This window comes from Phytopseudomonas daroniae, from assembly GCF_004327285.1.
GTDB classification, from domain to species: Bacteria; Pseudomonadota; Gammaproteobacteria; order Pseudomonadales; family Pseudomonadaceae; genus Aquipseudomonas; species Aquipseudomonas daroniae.
This window is the reverse complement of sequence record NZ_QJUI01000004.1, coordinates 214,514-230,852: the sequence shown is the minus strand read 5'-3', so window position 1 is coordinate 230,852 and position 16,339 is coordinate 214,514. Positions and strand designations below refer to the sequence as shown.

Annotated in this window: 16 protein-coding genes; 6 read left to right on the top strand and 10 right to left on the bottom strand. The window is 63.6% G+C overall.

The annotated features are described in order from the left end of the window. Positions 1-58 precede the first annotated feature (58 nt). The 9 genes from DNK06_RS06265 to DNK06_RS06220 all read right to left on the bottom strand — a co-directional run bounded on the left by DNK06_RS06265 (position 59) and on the right by DNK06_RS06220 (position 7,704). Entirely contained in the window at positions 59-946 is an 888-nt protein-coding gene (locus DNK06_RS06265) for a metal ABC transporter solute-binding protein, Zn/Mn family (RefSeq protein WP_131179174.1), read from the bottom strand. Then, complete coding sequence (locus DNK06_RS06260) at positions 943-1,842, bottom strand: metal ABC transporter permease (RefSeq protein ID WP_131179245.1); 900 nt, start codon at positions 1,840-1,842, stop codon at positions 943-945. Before DNK06_RS06260 ends, DNK06_RS06265 begins: the two co-directional genes overlap by 4 nt. Further along, entirely contained in the window at positions 1,842-2,600 is a 759-nt protein-coding gene (locus tag DNK06_RS06255; protein ID WP_131179173.1) for a metal ABC transporter ATP-binding protein, read from the bottom strand. Before DNK06_RS06255 ends, DNK06_RS06260 begins: the two co-directional genes overlap by 1 nt. Continuing rightward, on the bottom strand, positions 2,597-3,532 hold the full coding sequence (locus DNK06_RS06250; RefSeq protein WP_131179172.1) for a metal ABC transporter substrate-binding protein: 936 nt from the start codon (positions 3,530-3,532) through the stop codon (positions 2,597-2,599). The genes DNK06_RS06255 and DNK06_RS06250 overlap by 4 nt, the downstream gene beginning before the upstream one ends. 36 nt (positions 3,533-3,568) lie before the next feature. Next, complete coding sequence (locus DNK06_RS06245; RefSeq protein ID WP_131179171.1) at positions 3,569-4,135, bottom strand: DUF6162 family protein; 567 nt, start codon at positions 4,133-4,135, stop codon at positions 3,569-3,571. Next, positions 4,132-4,455: a hypothetical protein gene (locus tag DNK06_RS06240; RefSeq protein ID WP_131179170.1), complete on the bottom strand. Its 324-nt coding sequence runs from the start codon at positions 4,453-4,455 to the stop codon at positions 4,132-4,134. Before DNK06_RS06240 ends, DNK06_RS06245 begins: the two co-directional genes overlap by 4 nt. Next, positions 4,452-4,997 (bottom strand): thiamine pyrophosphate-binding protein, encoded by a 546-nt coding sequence (locus DNK06_RS06235; protein WP_131179169.1) that lies wholly within the window; start codon positions 4,995-4,997, stop codon positions 4,452-4,454. Before DNK06_RS06235 ends, DNK06_RS06240 begins: the two co-directional genes overlap by 4 nt. Then, complete coding sequence (locus tag DNK06_RS06230) at positions 4,994-6,175, bottom strand: PepSY-associated TM helix domain-containing protein (RefSeq protein ID WP_131179168.1); 1,182 nt, start codon at positions 6,173-6,175, stop codon at positions 4,994-4,996. Before DNK06_RS06230 ends, DNK06_RS06235 begins: the two co-directional genes overlap by 4 nt. Positions 6,176-6,618: 443 nt before the next feature. Further along, positions 6,619-7,704: an AraC family transcriptional regulator gene (locus DNK06_RS06220; RefSeq protein WP_131179166.1), complete on the bottom strand. Its 1,086-nt coding sequence runs from the start codon at positions 7,702-7,704 to the stop codon at positions 6,619-6,621. Positions 7,705-7,899: 195 nt separating this feature from the next. On the opposite strand from DNK06_RS06220, the gene DNK06_RS06215 reads away from it, so the two are divergent. The 3 genes from DNK06_RS06215 (at position 7,900) to DNK06_RS06205 (ending at position 12,375) form a co-directional block, all read left to right on the top strand. Beyond that, the gene (locus tag DNK06_RS06215) at positions 7,900-9,936 is read left to right on the top strand and encodes an oxidoreductase (protein ID WP_423228047.1); all 2,037 of its coding nucleotides are present in this window, start codon (positions 7,900-7,902) and stop codon (positions 9,934-9,936) included. A gap of 187 nt (positions 9,937-10,123) precedes the next feature. Beyond that, positions 10,124-11,401 carry a chromosome partitioning protein ParA gene (locus DNK06_RS06210; protein WP_131179164.1) on the top strand — a complete coding sequence of 426 codons (1,278 nt, stop codon included), beginning with the start codon at positions 10,124-10,126 and terminating at the stop codon, positions 11,399-11,401. Between the two features lie 47 nt (positions 11,402-11,448). Continuing rightward, positions 11,449-12,375, top strand: a complete 927-nt coding sequence (locus tag DNK06_RS06205) for a 1-aminocyclopropane-1-carboxylate deaminase/D-cysteine desulfhydrase (protein WP_131179163.1) — start codon at positions 11,449-11,451, stop codon at positions 12,373-12,375. On the opposite strand, the gene DNK06_RS06200 is transcribed toward DNK06_RS06205, so the two are convergent. Then, positions 12,372-13,313, bottom strand: a complete 942-nt coding sequence (locus DNK06_RS06200; protein ID WP_131179162.1) for a DUF1853 family protein — start codon at positions 13,311-13,313, stop codon at positions 12,372-12,374. The genes DNK06_RS06205 and DNK06_RS06200 overlap by 4 nt on opposite strands. Positions 13,314-13,572: 259 nt before the next feature. Here DNK06_RS06200 and DNK06_RS06190 point away from each other — a divergent pair, with 259 nt between their 5' ends. The 3 genes from DNK06_RS06190 to DNK06_RS06180 are packed head-to-tail and all read left to right on the top strand — an operon-like array spanning position 13,573 to position 16,303. Next, positions 13,573-14,463 carry an NAD(+) kinase gene (locus DNK06_RS06190; RefSeq protein WP_131179161.1) on the top strand — a complete coding sequence of 297 codons (891 nt, stop codon included), beginning with the start codon at positions 13,573-13,575 and terminating at the stop codon, positions 14,461-14,463. After that, positions 14,463-15,437: a metallophosphoesterase gene (locus DNK06_RS06185; RefSeq protein ID WP_131179160.1), complete on the top strand. Its 975-nt coding sequence runs from the start codon at positions 14,463-14,465 to the stop codon at positions 15,435-15,437. Before DNK06_RS06190 ends, DNK06_RS06185 begins: the two co-directional genes overlap by 1 nt. After that, a complete protein-coding gene (locus DNK06_RS06180; RefSeq protein WP_131179159.1) occupies positions 15,434-16,303 on the top strand; it encodes a rhomboid family intramembrane serine protease in 870 nt (289 codons plus the stop codon). Before DNK06_RS06185 ends, DNK06_RS06180 begins: the two co-directional genes overlap by 4 nt. Positions 16,304-16,339: the final 36 nt, after the last annotated feature.

Sequence of the window (16,339 nt, the reverse complement as noted above, 5' to 3'; positions counted from 1 at the left end):
CCCATTTGCCAGAATCAAAAGAAAAGGCCCGATGCATGCGCATCGGGCCTTTTCGTTGCTAGTGCGTCAGGGCTTTTACCAGGCTGTCGACGTTGCCTTCCAGTTCGGCCAGCGGGTCATCGTTTTCGGTTTCCAGCACCAGCAGTGCAATGCCTGCGGCTTTGACCGCGTCCGCCACCGGCTGAGACGGCTTGCGGTGATGCAGCACCAATGCCACGTCGTCTTCCTTCAGCGCGGTGGTCAGCGCGTTCAGGGACTCGGTATCCCAGTCGCGGTCGTCACGACTGTCGCTGCTGACCAGATCCAGGTTGAGGCCGCTGACCAGATAATCCAGACGGTTGCTGAGGCTGTAGACGGACAGGTTGTCGGCTTTGGCCAGTTCGGCTTCGCTGCGGGCATTGAGCTTGAGCAGACGCTGCTTGAGCGTGGCCAGGTTCTGCTCGACCTTGCCTTTGGCATCCGGAGCCAGGCGTACCAGGTCGGCGGCCATCACGTCGGCCATGCGGCCCATGTTATTGATCGCCAGCCATGGATAGCTGGCCAGGTCGTTTTCGCCTGCACTCTCGGCCTGGGTGGCGATGCCCGGCAGGGCGCCATCCACCGGCCGTGCGGCGTCGATTTCAACGATACGGATATTGCTGCGTCGAGCCATGGGGTAGAGCGGGTCTTCCGGCCATAGCGAGCGCAGGGCGATGGCGGCGTCGGCGTCGGCCGCGACCTTGTGCAGCGTGCTAGCGCCACGGCCGGCGAAGTACGACACCTGGCGGCTGGCCGGCAGGTTGGCGGGGGCGGCACGCTCGATGCGCACCGGGGTGCCTTCCAGCAGATCACTGGCAAGGCCAAAGGTGATGGGTTGCGAGACCAGAACGCTGACGTCCTTGGCCAGGGCGAGGCCGGGCAGGCTGAGGAGCAGGGCGAGGCCCAGGTGGTGAAGTCTATGGGTCATCCCAGGTTCCCTTTCAGGCTTGGTACGACGCCGCGTGCGATGGCGGCGAGGGCGAAGGTGAAACCGGCGACCAGAATGATCGCGGCACCGGAGGGGATCGGCAGATCCAGCACGATGGGCATGAGAATGCCGAGCAGTGTGCTGACGGTGGCGATCAGCACCGACAGCCAGAAGAAACCTTTCAGCGATTGGCTGAGCAGACGCGCCGCTGCGGCCGGAATCACCAGCAGGGCACCGACCAGAATGGCGCCGATGACCTTGACTGCGGCCACGGTGATCAGCGTCACCAGGATCACGAACAGATAATCCAGGCTCTTCACGGCCACGCCGCGCACGGCCGCCAGTTGCGGATTGAAACTGGCGAGCATGATGCGGTTGTACAGCGGCAGTGCCAGGCCCATCACCAGAGCGCCGACTACCAGCAAGACCAGCAGATCCATGCCGTTGACCGTCAGCACCGAGCCGAACAGGACGTTCTCCAGGATGTGCACGTTGATGCGTCCAGCGAGAATCAGCAGCAGGCTGGCGCCCATGGCCAGGGACACCGAGAGGAACACACCGATCAGCGTGTCCGGGGCCAGGCCGGTGCGGTTGCGCAGGTAATTGAGCAGGATGCCGAACAGCAGAGCGTAGCCGAACAGGGCGCCGTAAGGGCCGGTGTAGGGCTCGCCGAGCAGGATGCCGATGGCCACGCCGGTCAGCGCTGCGTGGCCGACCGCTTCGGAGAAGAAGGCGAAGCGCTTGACCACCACCAGGGTGCCGAGGCCGCCCAGTACCGGGCCGATCAGCAGGCCGGCGAGCAGTGCGTTGATGACGAAGCCGTAGGCCAGCGCTTCAGGCAGATAGCCGGAGGACGCCCAGCCCTGAATCATCAGGCGGAACTGTTCGTAGTCGATCATGGCAGCGAGGTCTCCGCGGCGCGTGCGTGGGTGGAGAACAGGCTGAGCAGGCGCTCCGGGGTCAGGGCTTCGGCTGGCGGTGCGTCGAACAGCACGCGGCGGCTGAGGCCGGTGACACGATCGGCCAGACGCTTGACCGCCTCCAGATCGTGCTCGATCCACAGCACGCTGATGCCGGCGCGGCGCCAGTCGCCGAGCAGGCGTTCGAAGACCTGGATGCCGGCTTCGTCCAATGCCGACATCGGTTCGTCGAGTACCAGCAACTGCGGTGCGGGGATCAGTCCCTGGGCCAACAGTACGCGCTGACGCTCACCACCGGACAGCGCGCCCATGCGCCGCTTGCGCTTCTCCTGCATGCCTACGCGCATCAGGGCATCATCGATGGCCTCTGCGTAGTGCTTGGACAGGCCGAGAAAGGCCGGACGACGCTGGCACATGGCAGCCATGAAATCGTCCACGGTCATTGGCAGGCCGCGGTCGAATTCCAGAGCCTGGGGCACGTAGCCGATGGTGCCGACGGCACCGGGCCACTGCAGGCTGAGCTTGCCCTGATGGGGCATCTGGCCTAGCAGGGTCTTGATCAGCGAGCTCTTGCCGCCGCCGTTGGGGCCGACCAGCGCATGCACGCTGCCCGGCTGCACCTGAAAGGTGACGTTTTCGAGGATCCGGGTGCGGCCCAGCACCAGGTTGACCTGCTGAAAATCGATGGTCGGGCCCACGGCGGTGACCGTATTCAGGTTTTCGGCTGCAGTCATTTGCCGGCTTCCTGGATGGCGCGCACCACGGTGTTCATGTTGTTGATCATTTCCTTCTCGTACTTGTCCGCGGTGTATTCGCCGTAGGAAATGTGCGACAGCGGGTAGAGCTTGACGCCCGACTCACGCTGGATGGTGTCGACATAGGTGGACGGGAAATCCAGCTCGGAGAAGATCACTTTCACGTCCAGTTCACGCAACTGGTCGATGGTCTTCTTCAACTGGCTGGGGCTTGGCTCGATGCCGTGGGCCGGTTCCACCACCGCGGTGACTTCCAGGCCGAATTCGCGCAGCAGGTAGTCATAGGCCGCGTGTACAGTGGCCACACGCAGGTCGGCATTCGGTGCTTCGGTCAGTTGAGCGAGGGCGTCGGCGCGCAGTTTGCGCAGGCGTTTGCCGTAGGCGCGGGCATTCTGCGTGTAGGTCTTGGCGTTGGCCGGATCGAGCTTGCCCAGTTCCCGGGCGATGTTGTTGATCTGCGCAATGGAGGCGCTGATCGACAGGAAGGTGTGCGGGTTGACCACCTTGCCGGCGCCACGGGCGGCAATCCCGGTAGCGGCCAGCAGCGGTACGTTGGCGTTGGCTTCGATGACATTGATATCCGGCTTTTCGCTGGCGGCGATCATGCGGTCGGCGAAATCGTCGTGACCGACGCCATTGAGCACCACCACATCCAGCGAGCCAATGCGCTTGATGTCTTCCGAGCGCGGCTCATAGGCGTGCGGGTTGAAGCCGGCCGGAATCAGCGGCACCACTTCGGCCTTGTCGCCGACGATGTTGCTCACGTAGCTGTAATAGGGGTGCAAGGTGATGCCGATACGCAGGCGTTTGGCGTCGGCGGCACTGGCGGCGCCGATGAACAGCAGGGTGAACAGGCCGATGGCCAGGCGTGACAGCAGGGGACGTGCACGGAACGGGCGAGAAATGGGCATTGGCGAGCGGTCTTCTGTCGGGGGAGTCGGAGGCGATCAGTGGCGATGTTGCCGGGTCACACCTGCGTCGTACTGGGAGGCGATCTGCTGCCAGCCGGCAGCGATCAGGCTTTGCGCGTCCAGGCTGGAAGGTGCGCTGGCGCTGGTGCGGTTGAGCCAGACATCGGCCTGGGCATGTTCCGCGTCAGCCAGCATGAGCAACGAGCCGGCAACCTCCAGCGCCTGGCTGGCACCGAAATAGGCAGGCTCATCACCAGGCAGCAACTGCCACTGGTGGCTACCACGACTGGTCGCGCTGGCATCGGCGGCGAAGGGCGGGAAGCCTTCTTCGGCCAGCTCTTCGGGGCTTAGCAGCGTCTGTTCTTCATCACGGCGGATCTGGATCTCGTCGAAGGCCACGCGCAGGTCGGCGTAGATGCCCTGTTCGGCGGCCGTGAGGTCACGACGGGCATCGATCTGATGGCCCTCGATACTGGTTTCGCTTTCCGTCACGCCATGCCATGCCACGACCGAGCCGGCTGCCAGCAGAATGGCCAGGCACAGCAACAGCACGTAGAGGGTTTCATGACCGGCACCGGCGGGGCGTACGACCTGAACCGTCATGGGGCCTCGATTTCCGTGTGATCGATTTCCACCACGTGCCCGGGGCCGGCATCGAACAGCACGTAGAACTCGCCTTCAGGACGTTTGAAGGTCATGGTCGAGTCTTCGGCCAGCTTGCCGGGAACCAGGATGCTCTCGTCGTAGCCGATCACGTCGAGAGTCACGCCGGCCGCACCGCTGCCATCGGAAAAACCACCGGTGCAGCGGATGTGCTCGGCGTCGATGTCTTCGCACTGGCACATCGGGTTGTGAGCCAGAGCCGCGCTGCTGAGCGCCAGCAGCGCGGTGCCAGCGGTCAGGCGCAGAGTGTGTTTGATCATGGTTTGCCTCCTTGTTGTTTCTTCAGCCAGGCGACGGTGGACGGGGATGCCTGCTCGAGGGGAACGGCGGCCTGGTGCATGGAACCATCCCAGCCCTCCATGGTGATCCACAGTTCGGCATCGGGTTTGGTGCGGGGTGGCAACGGTACGGTGGCCCCCATGCGGTGAGCGCTACCGAAGAATATGCCACCGGCGGCGCGCAGGCTGCGTGGTTTGCCGATGCGCAGATAGGTGGCCTTGACCTGGTTGGCGCATTCGGCGCACAGCGCGCCATTGAAGGATTTCATGTAGCCCGCGGGGCCATCCAGCTCCGGTGGTGCGGCGCGAAACTCGGCCAGGCGGATCGACCAGGGGCCGACCGCCACCTCGCCGATCATCCGTTCGCCCAGGCCACTGGTGCCGCGGAACAGGGCGACATCGGCGAAATACTTGGGCATGAACGCCAGCGGAATGATCACCAGCAGGATGTTGATGTGGAAGCGCCACTTGTACCAGAGGCGGCTCAGGGTCGAGGCGGGTTGTGCTGCAACGGCCTTGCTCATGCCTTGGCCTCCGCGTTGTCGGTGACGGTTTCACGTACTCGTGCCGGGCGCTTGATTACCTTGGCGGTGGCCTGGGCGGTGCGTTTTGTCCAGATCAGCAGGCCGCTGAGCACCATCATGCTGAGCACCAGGCCGAAGAAGAACCAGATCATCTTGATCCACAGACCGCCGAAATCGCCGGTGTGCAGTGGTCGCATGGATTCGGTGACGAACTCCAGCTTGGAGCGATCCTCCAGCAGGCGCTGGTGCTCGAGTTCACCGGTATAGGGGTTGATCGAGGCGCTCTGGAACATCAGCGGATACCAGCCACGGCCGCCGACCGAAATGTGGTCGTAGGCATTGCTCGGCAGGCTGGCGAAGCTCACGTCCAGGCTCGGCACCTTGTCGATGGCAATGCTGGCCGCCTTGTCCAGGCTGATCATCGGGATCGGCTCGCCCGGCTTGACGATTGGCACGTCTTCACGGGCCACCACGGCCGGCACACCGGCAGTGGAGATGGAAATCTGGTTGTCGAACAGGATCGCCTGGATCAGGAACCAGATGCCGGTGATCGAGACCACCGCGATGAACCAGATCGACCAGATGCCGCTCAGGCGGTGGAAGTCGCCCCAGAAAATCCGCGCACCCTGGTTGAAGCGCAGCCTGGGTTTGAAGAAGCCTTTCCAGAACTTCTTGTAGACCACCAGCCCGGTGATCAACGAGAGCAGCATGGGAATGCCCATGATCGACACCAGGTACCAGCCCCAACTGAAACCATTGGTGAACGGCACCAGCCACCAGCCATGCAGGGCACGGGTGAACTGGCGGAAATCGAACTGCGGGCTGACGCCCTGGATGTCCCCGGTATACGGGTTGACGTACAGCGTCGGCGTGCTGCCGTCCGGGTAGGCGACCCGGGCGGTGAGGGCGAAGTGGGATTCATCCGGGCGACTGATGGATTGCACGATGATCTGCGGTTCGGCCTTGTTGATCGCCTCCAGCACTTCGCCGAAGGTCAGCAGCTCGGCATCGCCCGAAGGTTTGCTGGCACGCACGTCCGGGTTGGCCAGCCAGACGATTTCCTGGCTGACCACTGCCAGGGTGCCGGTGACGCAGACGATCAGCACGAAGAACCAGATGGGCAGAGCGAGCCAACTGTGGACGAGAAACCAGATTTTGGAGCGCGACTTCTTGGACATTGAGTATCAGTCTTGTTGAGAGGCCTAGGTCGCTGGGCGGCACAGCGAGAAGGGGCTCTTTATTAACGAACGAAACCCCGCCTGCCTTGCGGCCTGCGAGGGTGGAAATCCGCTGGCGAGCGTAAGTATCGCGCTCTTGTGTGTCGGTTACCTATTAAGACGGATGAGAAGCGTAAAACCCGCAGGCGCAAATGAAAATAATTATTTCAAAGATTCAGATGTATTGGCGGTACCTAGGGTCTGTTGCCGTTTCAGCACGACCGCGCCGGAGCCCATTTTGCCGCGAGGCAAGGCACGAGCCGCGAAGTTTAGCTGGCTAAATGAGCCGGCGAGAAACGCAGCATCGCGGCAAAACGGGCCCGGCCCTGTGGGTTGCGCGGGAAATCTCGCCATGCGTCGTTGGAGAACTTGGCAAGGGAACAACCATTACCGGCGTCCTCCGCCTAGCCTGGCGAGATTTCTCGCGGCAACGCGGCTTGCGCTGAAACGGCAACAGACCCTTGCCGATAAGCGCGACGCAGCTCTCCCGGTGTCTGCTGCAACCAGCGTTTGAAGGCGCGCTGGAAGGCTTCCGCCGAGGCGAAACCGAGCAGGTAGGCGATCTCACCGAACGACAGTTCGGTGTCCCGTACATAGGCGATGGCCAGATCGCGGCGGGTTTCGTTGACGATGGTGCTGAAGCGCGTGCCTTCCTCGGTCAGGCGCCTGCGCAGCGTCCAGCTCGGTAGCTGCAGGTGTCGGGCGATGTCGTCCATGTCCGGCTCACGGCCATGCAGGCGCGGGCCGAGCAATTGGCTGACCCGCTCGCGCAAGCTGTAGGTGCGGGTCAGGCGCTGCAGTTCCTGCTCACAGAGTTGCAGCAGTTCCTGCCAGGTGCCGGGGCAGTGCTGCGGGTTGCGCAGGTTCAGCGTCTGCTGGTCGAGCCGCAAACCGTTGAATGCCGCATCGAAGGTGGGGGGGCAGCCGAACTCGGGCTCATAGCGCTCTGCGTAGGTGGGGGCCGCAAACTCCATCTGTACTGCTTCGGCGGTCAGCGCTGTGCTGGCGAGCGTAGCCAATTGCTGCAGCCAGCCCGCTAGTACCGAATCGACCACGAAACGGTTGTAAGCGTTGTAGGGGCCGATCGAATGAAAGCGCAGCCAGGCGCCGTTGCTGTCTTCCTGCAGGCTCGAGCGGCCACGGTAATTGGACGCATACAGCAGTTCGAAGCGGATCAGCGTGCGCGCCGCTTCACGCACCGTTGGCGCCTGGGCGGCGGTAATGCCGGCCAGTCCCAATTGATGCAAGCGGCCGAAGCGACCCATCAGCAAGCCCAGTGCCGGCTCGCCGGTAAGCCGGATGGCGCTGTGGCCCAGGTGCATGTAACGCGGGATGGAGAGCCGGGCACGCGGCTCGGCCAGGCGCGCGGCATCGAAGCCGTAATGTTCCAGCAAGGGCTGCGGTGTGTGGCCCAGGTGATGCACGGCGTCGGCCAGGCTGTAGAGAAAACCTACCGAAAGATCACCCAGGCGAATGCGTGCGGGGTTCATGGGCTGGGTCGAAGCTCGTGGTCGGGCCTGCAGAATATCCCGGCCAGCGATGCCTCGCCAGTTGCTGTGTCATCCATGATCAGTAAGTTGTTATTTAAGGTCATTGAGCGAGGCGCCTGGCTTCACTATCGTCTGTCGTATATCGACCGCTGCCCATGAAGGCTGCGGCATCCCGTGATCAACGCCGATGGATGCATGACCATGACCGCTTACCCGCATTTGCTCGCTCCGCTGGATCTGGATTTCGTCACCCTGAAAAATCGCACCCTGATGGGTTCCATGCACACAGGGCTGGAGGAGAAACCCGGCGGTTTCGAGCGCATGGCGGCCTATTTCGCCGAGCGGGCTCGTGGGGGCGTCGGCCTGATGGTCACCGGCGGTATCGCGCCGAACGAGGAGGGTGGTGTATACGCTGGCGCGGCCAAGCTGAACACCCCTGAAGAGGCCGAGAAACATCGCATCGTCACGGCGGCGGTGCATGCGGCCGATGGCCGAATCTGCATGCAGATCCTGCACGCCGGCCGTTACGCCTACAGCCCCAAGCAGGTCGCGCCGAGCGCCATTCAGGCGCCGATCAACCCGTTCAGGCCGCGGGAGCTGGATGAAGAGGGCATCGAGAAGCAGATAGCCGATTTCGTCAACTGCGCCGTGCTGGCGCGCCAGGCCGGTTACGACGGCGTGGAAATCATGGGTTCCGAAGGCTACTTCATCAATCAGTTCCTCGCCGCTCACACCAACCATCGCACCGATCGCTGGGGCGGCAGTTATGAAAATCGCATGCGCCTGCCGGTGGAGATCGTGCGCCGCGTGCGCGAGGCGGTAGGCAGCGACTTCATCATCATCTACCGGCTGTCGATGCTCGATCTGGTCGAGGGCGGCAGCGACTGGGACGAGATCGTGTTGCTGGCCAAGGCCATCGAGGCGGCGGGTGCGACCCTGATCAACACCGGCATCGGCTGGCACGAAGCACGCATTCCAACTATCGCCACCAAAGTGCCGCGGGCGGCATTCACCAAGGTCACCGCCAAGCTGCGCGGCGAGGTGAAGATTCCGCTGATCACCACCAACCGCATCAATACCCCGGAGGTGGCCGAGCGCGTGCTGGCCGAGGGCGATGCAGACATGGTGTCCATGGCCCGGCCCTTTCTCGCCGACCCGGAGTTCGTCAACAAGGCGGCAGCTGGCCGTGGCGATGAAATCAATACCTGCATCGGCTGCAACCAGGCGTGCCTCGACCACACCTTTGGCGGCAAGTTGACCAGTTGCCTGGTCAACCCGCGCGCCTGCCACGAAACCGAACTGAACTACACGCCGACCGCCACGGTGAAGTCGATTGCCGTGGTCGGTGCCGGCCCCGCTGGCCTGGCTGCTGCCACGGTGGCGGCCGAGCGCGGGCATCGCGTCACCCTGTTCGATGCTGCGGGCGAAATTGGCGGTCAGTTCAACGTCGCCAAGCGAGTGCCCGGCAAGGAGGAGTTCTTCGAGACCCTGCGTTATTTCAGGCGCAAGCTGGAAACCACAGGCGTCGACCTGCGCCTGAATACCCGGGTGAGTGCGGGCGATCTGCTTGCAGCCGGCTTCGATGAGGTCATCCTGGCTACCGGTATCGTGCCGCGTACCCCGGCGATTCCCGGGGTGGAGCATGCCAAGGTGATCAGCTACCTGGACGCCATCCTGCAGCGCCAGCCGGTTGGGCAGACGGTCGCGGTGATCGGTGCCGGCGGTATCGGTTTCGATGTCAGCGAATTCATCACCCATGCGGGCGCGGCCACCAGCCTGGATCGTCAGGCGTTCTGGAAGCAGTGGGGTATCGACCCGGCACTGGAGGCCCGTGGCGGAGTCGCCGGCATCCAGGCCGAGGTCGAGCCTGCGGCACGTCGGGTATTTCTGCTGCAGCGCAAGAAGAGCAAGGTCGGCGATGGCCTGGGCAAGACCACCGGCTGGATCCATCGTGCCGGCCTGAAGAACAAGCAGGTACAGATGCTCAATAGCGTCGAGTACCTGAACATCGACGACGACGGCCTGCATATTCGGATTGCCGAAGGTGAGCCGCAGGCGTTGCCGGTGGATACGGTGATCCTCTGTGCGGGGCAGGATCCGCTGCGTGAGCTGCAGGACGATCTGCTGGCTGCCGGGCAGGCCGTGCACCTGATCGGAGGTGCCGATGTGGCCGCCGAGCTGGACGCCAAGCGTGCTATCGATCAGGGTTCCCGGTTGGCCGCGATTCTCTAGGTACGCAACGTTGTAGAAGACTCCAGCGAGCAGGTCACAGTTCGGTGTTGCCGTTCGTCCCGCGGCTGAATGACTGCCAACCGGGTCACACAGTCGGTGGCGCATTCTCGCCTAGACTTGTCGCGCTGCCGCCTTGTCGCTGCAGCCGACATGCAACCGAGAACCGTCATTCGTCTGGAGAACATCAATGAGCAAGCCGCAACTGGTCGAGGCCGTGATGTTTTTCGCTGAGGACGGCAGCATCGGTAAGCAGATGTTCTACACCGAATTCGAAACGCTGCTCGATGGTCTGGTGAAGATGCCGGTTTTCGCTGACCAGCAGGTTCGTGCCACCTACGTGATGATCAATGCACGCCTGCAGATTCGCTCCGCCGTGTTTTTCTACCTGGATTTCGACGAAAGCGGCGCGCCTGACAGCGGTTGGAACATTCCGCTGCAGCAGATGGCCGAGCGTGCTGGCCGTGGCCCTGATCTGGGTGGCGGGCCGATTCGCCTTGCCTGCCGCAGCCAGTGCCCGGTGTCCTGGCACCAGATGCACCTGTGGGATCCAAGCCTGGTCGCTGGCAAGAATGACCTGGCCCTGCTGCGCGACACCGTCAAGCACAACAGCCTGGGCATCCTGATTCGGGAAGAAGAGGCCAAGACCGTAGCGCCCGAGCGTTTGCAGGTGGCCTCCGAGGAACAGTGGTACGCCGCTGCTCCGTCCCGAGAACTGGCCGAGAAACTTGCCGATCGGTTGTCTCGCGATTACCGGCAGAAGGCCGCGCAGTTGGTCAAGCAGCAGCGTGAGCGTCTTGCCAGCCTGAACCAGGAGCATCAGGCCGAACTCGCCCGTGTCGCTGCACACGGCGAAGCGCAAATTGCCGAGATGCAGGGGCAGATCCAGGCGCTGCGGCAGCAGGAAACGCTGAGCCAGACCCTCAAGACGCAACTAACCGAGCAACTTGCCGTTCAGCAGCGCGAACATGACGAGATGGCCGTTCGCTTGCGCGAAACAGAGCGGCATGCGCGCACCGAGCGTGAAGCCCTCCGTGAACAGTTCGATGAAGAACTGCGTGCGCGGATTATCGCCACTCAGGCCGCAGCCGAAGAGCAGACTCGGCGTCGTGAAGCGGAGGCCTCGCAACGCGGCGCCTATCAGGTGCTCGAGCGTCTGGCTGGGCAGGGTGTAGTGTTCGTGGTGTTCCATCCGGGCGCGGGCCATCTCACCGTGCCGCTGCAGGATGTCGATCGCTACCTGGCCAGCCCGCTGACCTATGCGGCGAGCAAGTGCTTCGTGCCCGAAACCCAATATCGCCAGTGGCTGGAGCACTACCAGCGTCCGCGTTGTGACGGCCTGCAGGCTGACGGCCAACGCTGCGACGTGGCTGTGGAGCGGATCGAAACACCGGGGCGCTTCGTGCTGGGTGACTCCAACTGCTGCATGGTGCACAAGGCGGCGGCCCGCCTGCGCACCGTGGGCTGAGCCCTGACGCTGCGGTACACTGGCGGGCCATTTCGCCAGGCCTGGTCATGGATTCACTTTCCCTCGCTGCCGTCAGTGACTGGCGCCCCCATGCGCCATTGCAACACCTGTCGTTCGATTGGCTGGCGGGCATCGAGCTGGCGGTATTGCGGCTGGATCTGATCGATCCGCTGATCAGCGGCAACAAGTGGTTCAAGCTCGCGCCGCACCTGCGAATCGCCGCGCAACAGGGTGTTTCCGGCATCATCAGCCTGGGTGGCGCCCATTCCAATCACCTGCACGCATTGGCCGCCGCCGGCCAGCGTTTCTCGTTCGCCACCGTCGGCCTGCTGCGTGGTCAGCCTCAGCGCACGCCAACCGTAGTCGATCTGCAACGCTTCGGCATGCAGCTGCACTGGCTGGGCTATGGCGGCTATCGCGAGCGTCATCGGGTGGATTTCTGGGCGCCCTGGCATGAGCGCTATCCCGGGTTTTGCGCAGTGCCCGAGGGCGGTGGTGGTTTGCCGGGTGCCCAGGGCTGTGCGGATCTGCTCGCGCTGGTGGCTGAGCAACTGCCGGCGCTGGGCTGGGCGGATTATCATGGTTGGTGGCTGGCAGCCGGTACCGGTACCACCCTGGCCGGGCTGGTGATCGGGGAAGACGGGCAACGGATCGTGCATGGTGCGATGGCAGTGCCGCTCGATCATGGCGTACCGGAGCAGGTGCAGGCGTTGCTGGCGCAGGCGGGTCTCGCAGATGCGGGGTATCGGTTGTTCGGCGCCTGTCGCGGCGGCTTCGCGCGGCAGGATGCCGAGCTGCTGGATTTCATGACGCAGTGCGAGATCCAGAGCGGTGTGCCGCTTGAGCCGCTGTATACCGCCAAGGCGCTCATGGCCTTGCGTGAAGCCATTGCTGGTGGCGTGATCAAGGCCGGCACGCGGCTGATCTTCGTGCATACCGGCGGATTGCAAGGGCGGCGAGCGGCAGGTTGCTAACACTGAGCCGGCCAATCGTCGGCGACCAGAAACAGGCGCTGGCGCTCATGCAGATAGCCCGTGGCGTCGGGGCGCAGGTCGACCAGCAGCTGTGCTCCGGCGTGCGCGGGTAACTCGTCCAGCCAAGCCTGCAGGCGAGCGCTCGACCAGCCATCCTCCGGCGGCAGTCTTGCCAGAGCCAGCCATGCGTGGCGCGGCAACGGCTGCCAGCGTGCCTCTGCATTCTCTGCCCGGAACGCTGGCCAATCGCGCCGATGCAGCCACTTGCCGCGCAGGTGTTGCGGGTGGGCGTCTTCTGGCAGTGGGCATGCCCGGGCATGGGGATAGTACAGGTAGCCACCGATCCACATGGCCGCCTGGATGGGCTCGCTCGTCAGCGCGTCCAAGGCCAGGCGCGCTTCAGGTTGAGCCGACAACGGCAACTGGTGAGTGGCGAGATGGTCGAGCTTGATATCCAGGCGGTCATGGCTGCCTGGGCCGATCCATTGTGTCGGGGCGTCTCGGTCAGGCGACGGCTCGCCCAGGTAGAACTTGACGGCCAGTTCCAGGTGATGCACGCCGCCGGCATCGCGCAGTAGCAGATCCAGCTCGCCAAGTGTATGACCGCCCTGGCGGATCGGCAGGTTGGCGGCCAGGATCTCGACCCCGGGCGCAGCCTGTAGGGCGAACTGCCAGAGGCGTTCATAGTAGAGCCCCAGGCGGCGTACCGAGCTGCGCGACAGCCAGGCTTGCAGGGGCGCGGGCTCCTTGTCCTGACGCAGCAGCCAGTCCGCCAGCAGGCCCGGATCGGCAGCCCATGGGCTGTCTGACAGCGGATGACGCTGCTGCCAGGGCGTACGGGCGAGCAGGGGCGGCGACAGCAGCGTCCAGGCCAGATCCCGCACCGCTGGCTGGGTGAGGCGCTGAGGCAGATCGGCGAGGCTGTCAAAAGGGTTCATCGTTGCAGGATAGGGGCTTTTGTTCGATTGGCGCGAGGATTGCGCGAAGGTTTGCTGCTGTAGGGCACCTCTAAAAACGTAGGCGAGGCAGTCAGTACAAGGCAAAAACAGGCGAAAAAGCGCAGTTTACGAGCTGTAAATGAGCATTTTGAGCCTGTTTTTAACGCAGTGATGACAACGCAGGTAGTTTTTAGAGGTGCCCTGAAGCGGGCTTTCACCCATAATCGGGCCATTAGAGCCAGAGCGTCGCGGGAGCCCCATGGAGCATTTTCGTAATATCGGCATCATCGGTCGCCTGGGCAGTACCCAGGTGCTCGACACCATCCGCCGGCTGAAGAAGTTTTTGCTCGAACGCCAGTTGCACGTGATTCTCGAGGACACCATCGCCGAAGTTCTACCCGGCCACGGCCTGCAGACGTCTGCCCGCAAGCACCTGGGCGAGTTCTGCGATCTGGTGATCGTGGTTGGCGGCGACGGCAGCATGCTTGGCGCCGGCCGCGCCCTGGCCCGGCACAAGGTGCCGGTGCTCGGCATCAACCGCGGCAACCTGGGCTTTCTCACCGATATTCGCCCGGACGAGCTGGAATCCAAGGTCGCCGAGGTACTGGAAGGCAACTACCTCACCGAGAACCGTTTTCTGCTCGAGACCGAAGTGCGCCGCCATTCCGAGGCGATCGGCCAGGGCGATGCGCTCAACGACGTGGTGCTGCACCCGGGCAAGTCCAACCGGATGATCGAGTTCGAGCTGTATATCGACGGCCAGTTCGTCTGTAGCCAGAAGGCCGATGGGCTGATCGTCGCCACGCCGACCGGCTCCACGGCTTACGCGCTGTCGGCGGGCGGGCCGATCATGCATCCCAAGCTGGATGCCATCGTCATCGTGCCGATGTACCCGCACACGCTGTCCAGCCGGCCCATCGTGGTAGACGGCAACAGTGAACTGAAGATCGTCGTATCCAAGGATCTGCAGCTCTATCCGCAGGTGTCCTGCGACGGTCAGAACCACTTCACCTGCGCCCCTGGCGACACCATCACGGTGCGCAAGAAATCGCAGAAGCTGTGCCTGATTCACCCACTGAATCACAACTACTACGAGATCTGCCGAACCAAGCTGGGATGGGGTAGCCGACTCGGCGGCGGGGGCGACTGATGCAGCTCGACCCGTCTCGCGGTTACGACCTGATCGGTGACATCCATGGCTGTGCCAATACCCTGGTGCATCTGCTCGAGCGCCTGGGGTATCGCCGTCAGAACGGAGTCTGGCGCCACCCGCAGCGTATGGCGATCTTCCTTGGCGACCTGATCGATCGCGGCCCGCGTATTCGCGAGTCGGTGCACCTGGTGCACGACATGGTGCGGGCTGGCGAAGCGCTGTGCATCATGGGCAATCACGAGTTCAACGCGCTCGGCTGGATAACCCCGGCGCCGCCGGGCTGCGGCCGCCAGCACGTGCGTGAGCACAGCCCGCGGCACGGGCGGCTGATCGGCGAAACCCTGAGGCAGTTCGAGCCGTACCCTGACGAGTGGCGCGACTTCCTGGCCTGGTTCTACGAGTTGCCGCTGTTTCTCGATGCCGGCCATTTTCGCGTGGTGCACGCCTGCTGGGACGAGGGGATGATCGCACCGCTGCGCCAGCAGTTCCCCGACGGCTGCATCGACGAGCACTTTCTGCAGGCCTCGGCAGTACCCGGCAGCTACGCCTGTACCGTGCTCGACCGCTTGCTGCGCGGCACCGACATGCGCTTGCCCGATGGCCTGACCATGACCAGTGGCGATGGCTTCACCCGGTCGTTCTTCCGCACCAAATTCTGGGAAGACAACCCGCAGACCTACGGCGACATACAGTTCCAGCCCGACCCCTTGCCCGATCCGGTGGCGCAGATGCCACTCAATGAAATGCAGAAGACCGAATTGTTGAAGTACGGGCCGGAACAGCCGCTGTTGTTCGTGGGCCACTATTGGCGCAGAGGCATCCCGGCACCGATCCGTCCGAACCTGGCCTGCCTTGATTACAGCGCAGTGATGTACGGCAAGCTGGTGGCCTACCGCCTGGATCAGGAGACCCGACTGGATCCACGCAAGTTCGTCTGGGTCGACGTAGATAAGCCAGAGGCTCCGCGATGAGCGCCGTGATCGCCTTGCGCGTGCCGCTCGATGAGGATCTGGCGCCTTTCATCGCGCTGCTGCGCAACCTGGGTGTCGCTCACCGTGTGGCGGAACAGGCCAACGAGCAGGTGCTCTGGGTACCTGATGAACAGGTCGCTGGTCAGGTACGCGAACTGTATGTCCGCGTCCCCCAGGGTGATCCCAATCTACGGCCGATGCGCGCTCAAGCAGCGCGCGAGCGCCCTGGTTTTCTCTCCCAGGCGAAACGCAGCCCGCTGACGCTGATCGTGCTGGCGCTGACCCTGCTGGTCGCGCTGCTGACCTGGGGCGGTGAAAACTACGACACGGTGCGCTGGCTGAGCTTCGTCGACTTCCATATCGATGGCCAGTACATCTATTTCGGCTCCTTCGCCCAGGTCGTCGACAGTGGTCAGTGGTGGCGTGTGCTGACCCCGATGCTGCTGCATTTCGGCTTGTTGCACCTGGCCATGAACAGCCTGTGGTACTGGGAGCTGGGGCGGCGCATCGAGGCGCGCCAGGGGGCTTTGATGTTGCTGCTCCTGACCCTGTGGTTCGGTCTGGCGGCCAACGTGGCTCAGTATGTCTACGGCGGGCCGGCCTTGTTCGGCGGTTTGTCCGGCGTGCTCTACGGCTTGCTCGGGCATTGCTGGCTGTTCCAGTGGCTGGCGCCGAATACCGCTTACCGGCTGCCGCGCGGCGTACTGGTGAGCATGCTGATCTGGCTGTTGATCTGCATGACCGGCGTTTTCGAGCTGCTGCAGTTCGGCGCCATCGCCAACGCCGCCCATGTCGGCGGGCTGGTTGCGGGGTGCGTCACGGGAGCCATTGGCGGTCTGCTGGCGCGGCGTTTACAACACAGCTGATCCACCGCTGCCGCCTCGGCTTGGCGGTCGAGATAG

Coding starts and splice junctions, on each gene's coding strand:
- DNK06_RS06265 (WP_131179174.1), bottom strand. CDS start 946: ATGACCCATAGACTTCACCACCTGGGCCTCGCCCTGCTCCTCAGCCTG.
- DNK06_RS06255 (WP_131179173.1), bottom strand. CDS start 2,600: ATGACTGCAGCCGAAAACCTGAATACGGTCACCGCCGTGGGCCCGACC.
- DNK06_RS06250 (WP_131179172.1), bottom strand. CDS start 3,532: ATGCCCATTTCTCGCCCGTTCCGTGCACGTCCCCTGCTGTCACGCCTG.
- DNK06_RS06245 (WP_131179171.1), bottom strand. CDS start 4,135: ATGACGGTTCAGGTCGTACGCCCCGCCGGTGCCGGTCATGAAACCCTC.
- DNK06_RS06240 (WP_131179170.1), bottom strand. CDS start 4,455: ATGATCAAACACACTCTGCGCCTGACCGCTGGCACCGCGCTGCTGGCG.
- DNK06_RS06235 (WP_131179169.1), bottom strand. CDS start 4,997: ATGAGCAAGGCCGTTGCAGCACAACCCGCCTCGACCCTGAGCCGCCTC.
- DNK06_RS06230 (WP_131179168.1), bottom strand. CDS start 6,175: ATGTCCAAGAAGTCGCGCTCCAAAATCTGGTTTCTCGTCCACAGTTGG.
- DNK06_RS06220 (WP_131179166.1), bottom strand. CDS start 7,704: ATGAACCCCGCACGCATTCGCCTGGGTGATCTTTCGGTAGGTTTTCTC.
- DNK06_RS06215 (WP_423228047.1), top strand. CDS start 7,900: ATGACCATGACCGCTTACCCGCATTTGCTCGCTCCGCTGGATCTGGAT.
- DNK06_RS06210 (WP_131179164.1), top strand. CDS start 10,124: ATGAGCAAGCCGCAACTGGTCGAGGCCGTGATGTTTTTCGCTGAGGAC.
- DNK06_RS06205 (WP_131179163.1), top strand. CDS start 11,449: ATGGATTCACTTTCCCTCGCTGCCGTCAGTGACTGGCGCCCCCATGCG.
- DNK06_RS06200 (WP_131179162.1), bottom strand. CDS start 13,313: ATGAACCCTTTTGACAGCCTCGCCGATCTGCCTCAGCGCCTCACCCAG.
- DNK06_RS06190 (WP_131179161.1), top strand. CDS start 13,573: ATGGAGCATTTTCGTAATATCGGCATCATCGGTCGCCTGGGCAGTACC.
- DNK06_RS06185 (WP_131179160.1), top strand. CDS start 14,463: ATGCAGCTCGACCCGTCTCGCGGTTACGACCTGATCGGTGACATCCAT.
- DNK06_RS06180 (WP_131179159.1), top strand. CDS start 15,434: ATGAGCGCCGTGATCGCCTTGCGCGTGCCGCTCGATGAGGATCTGGCG.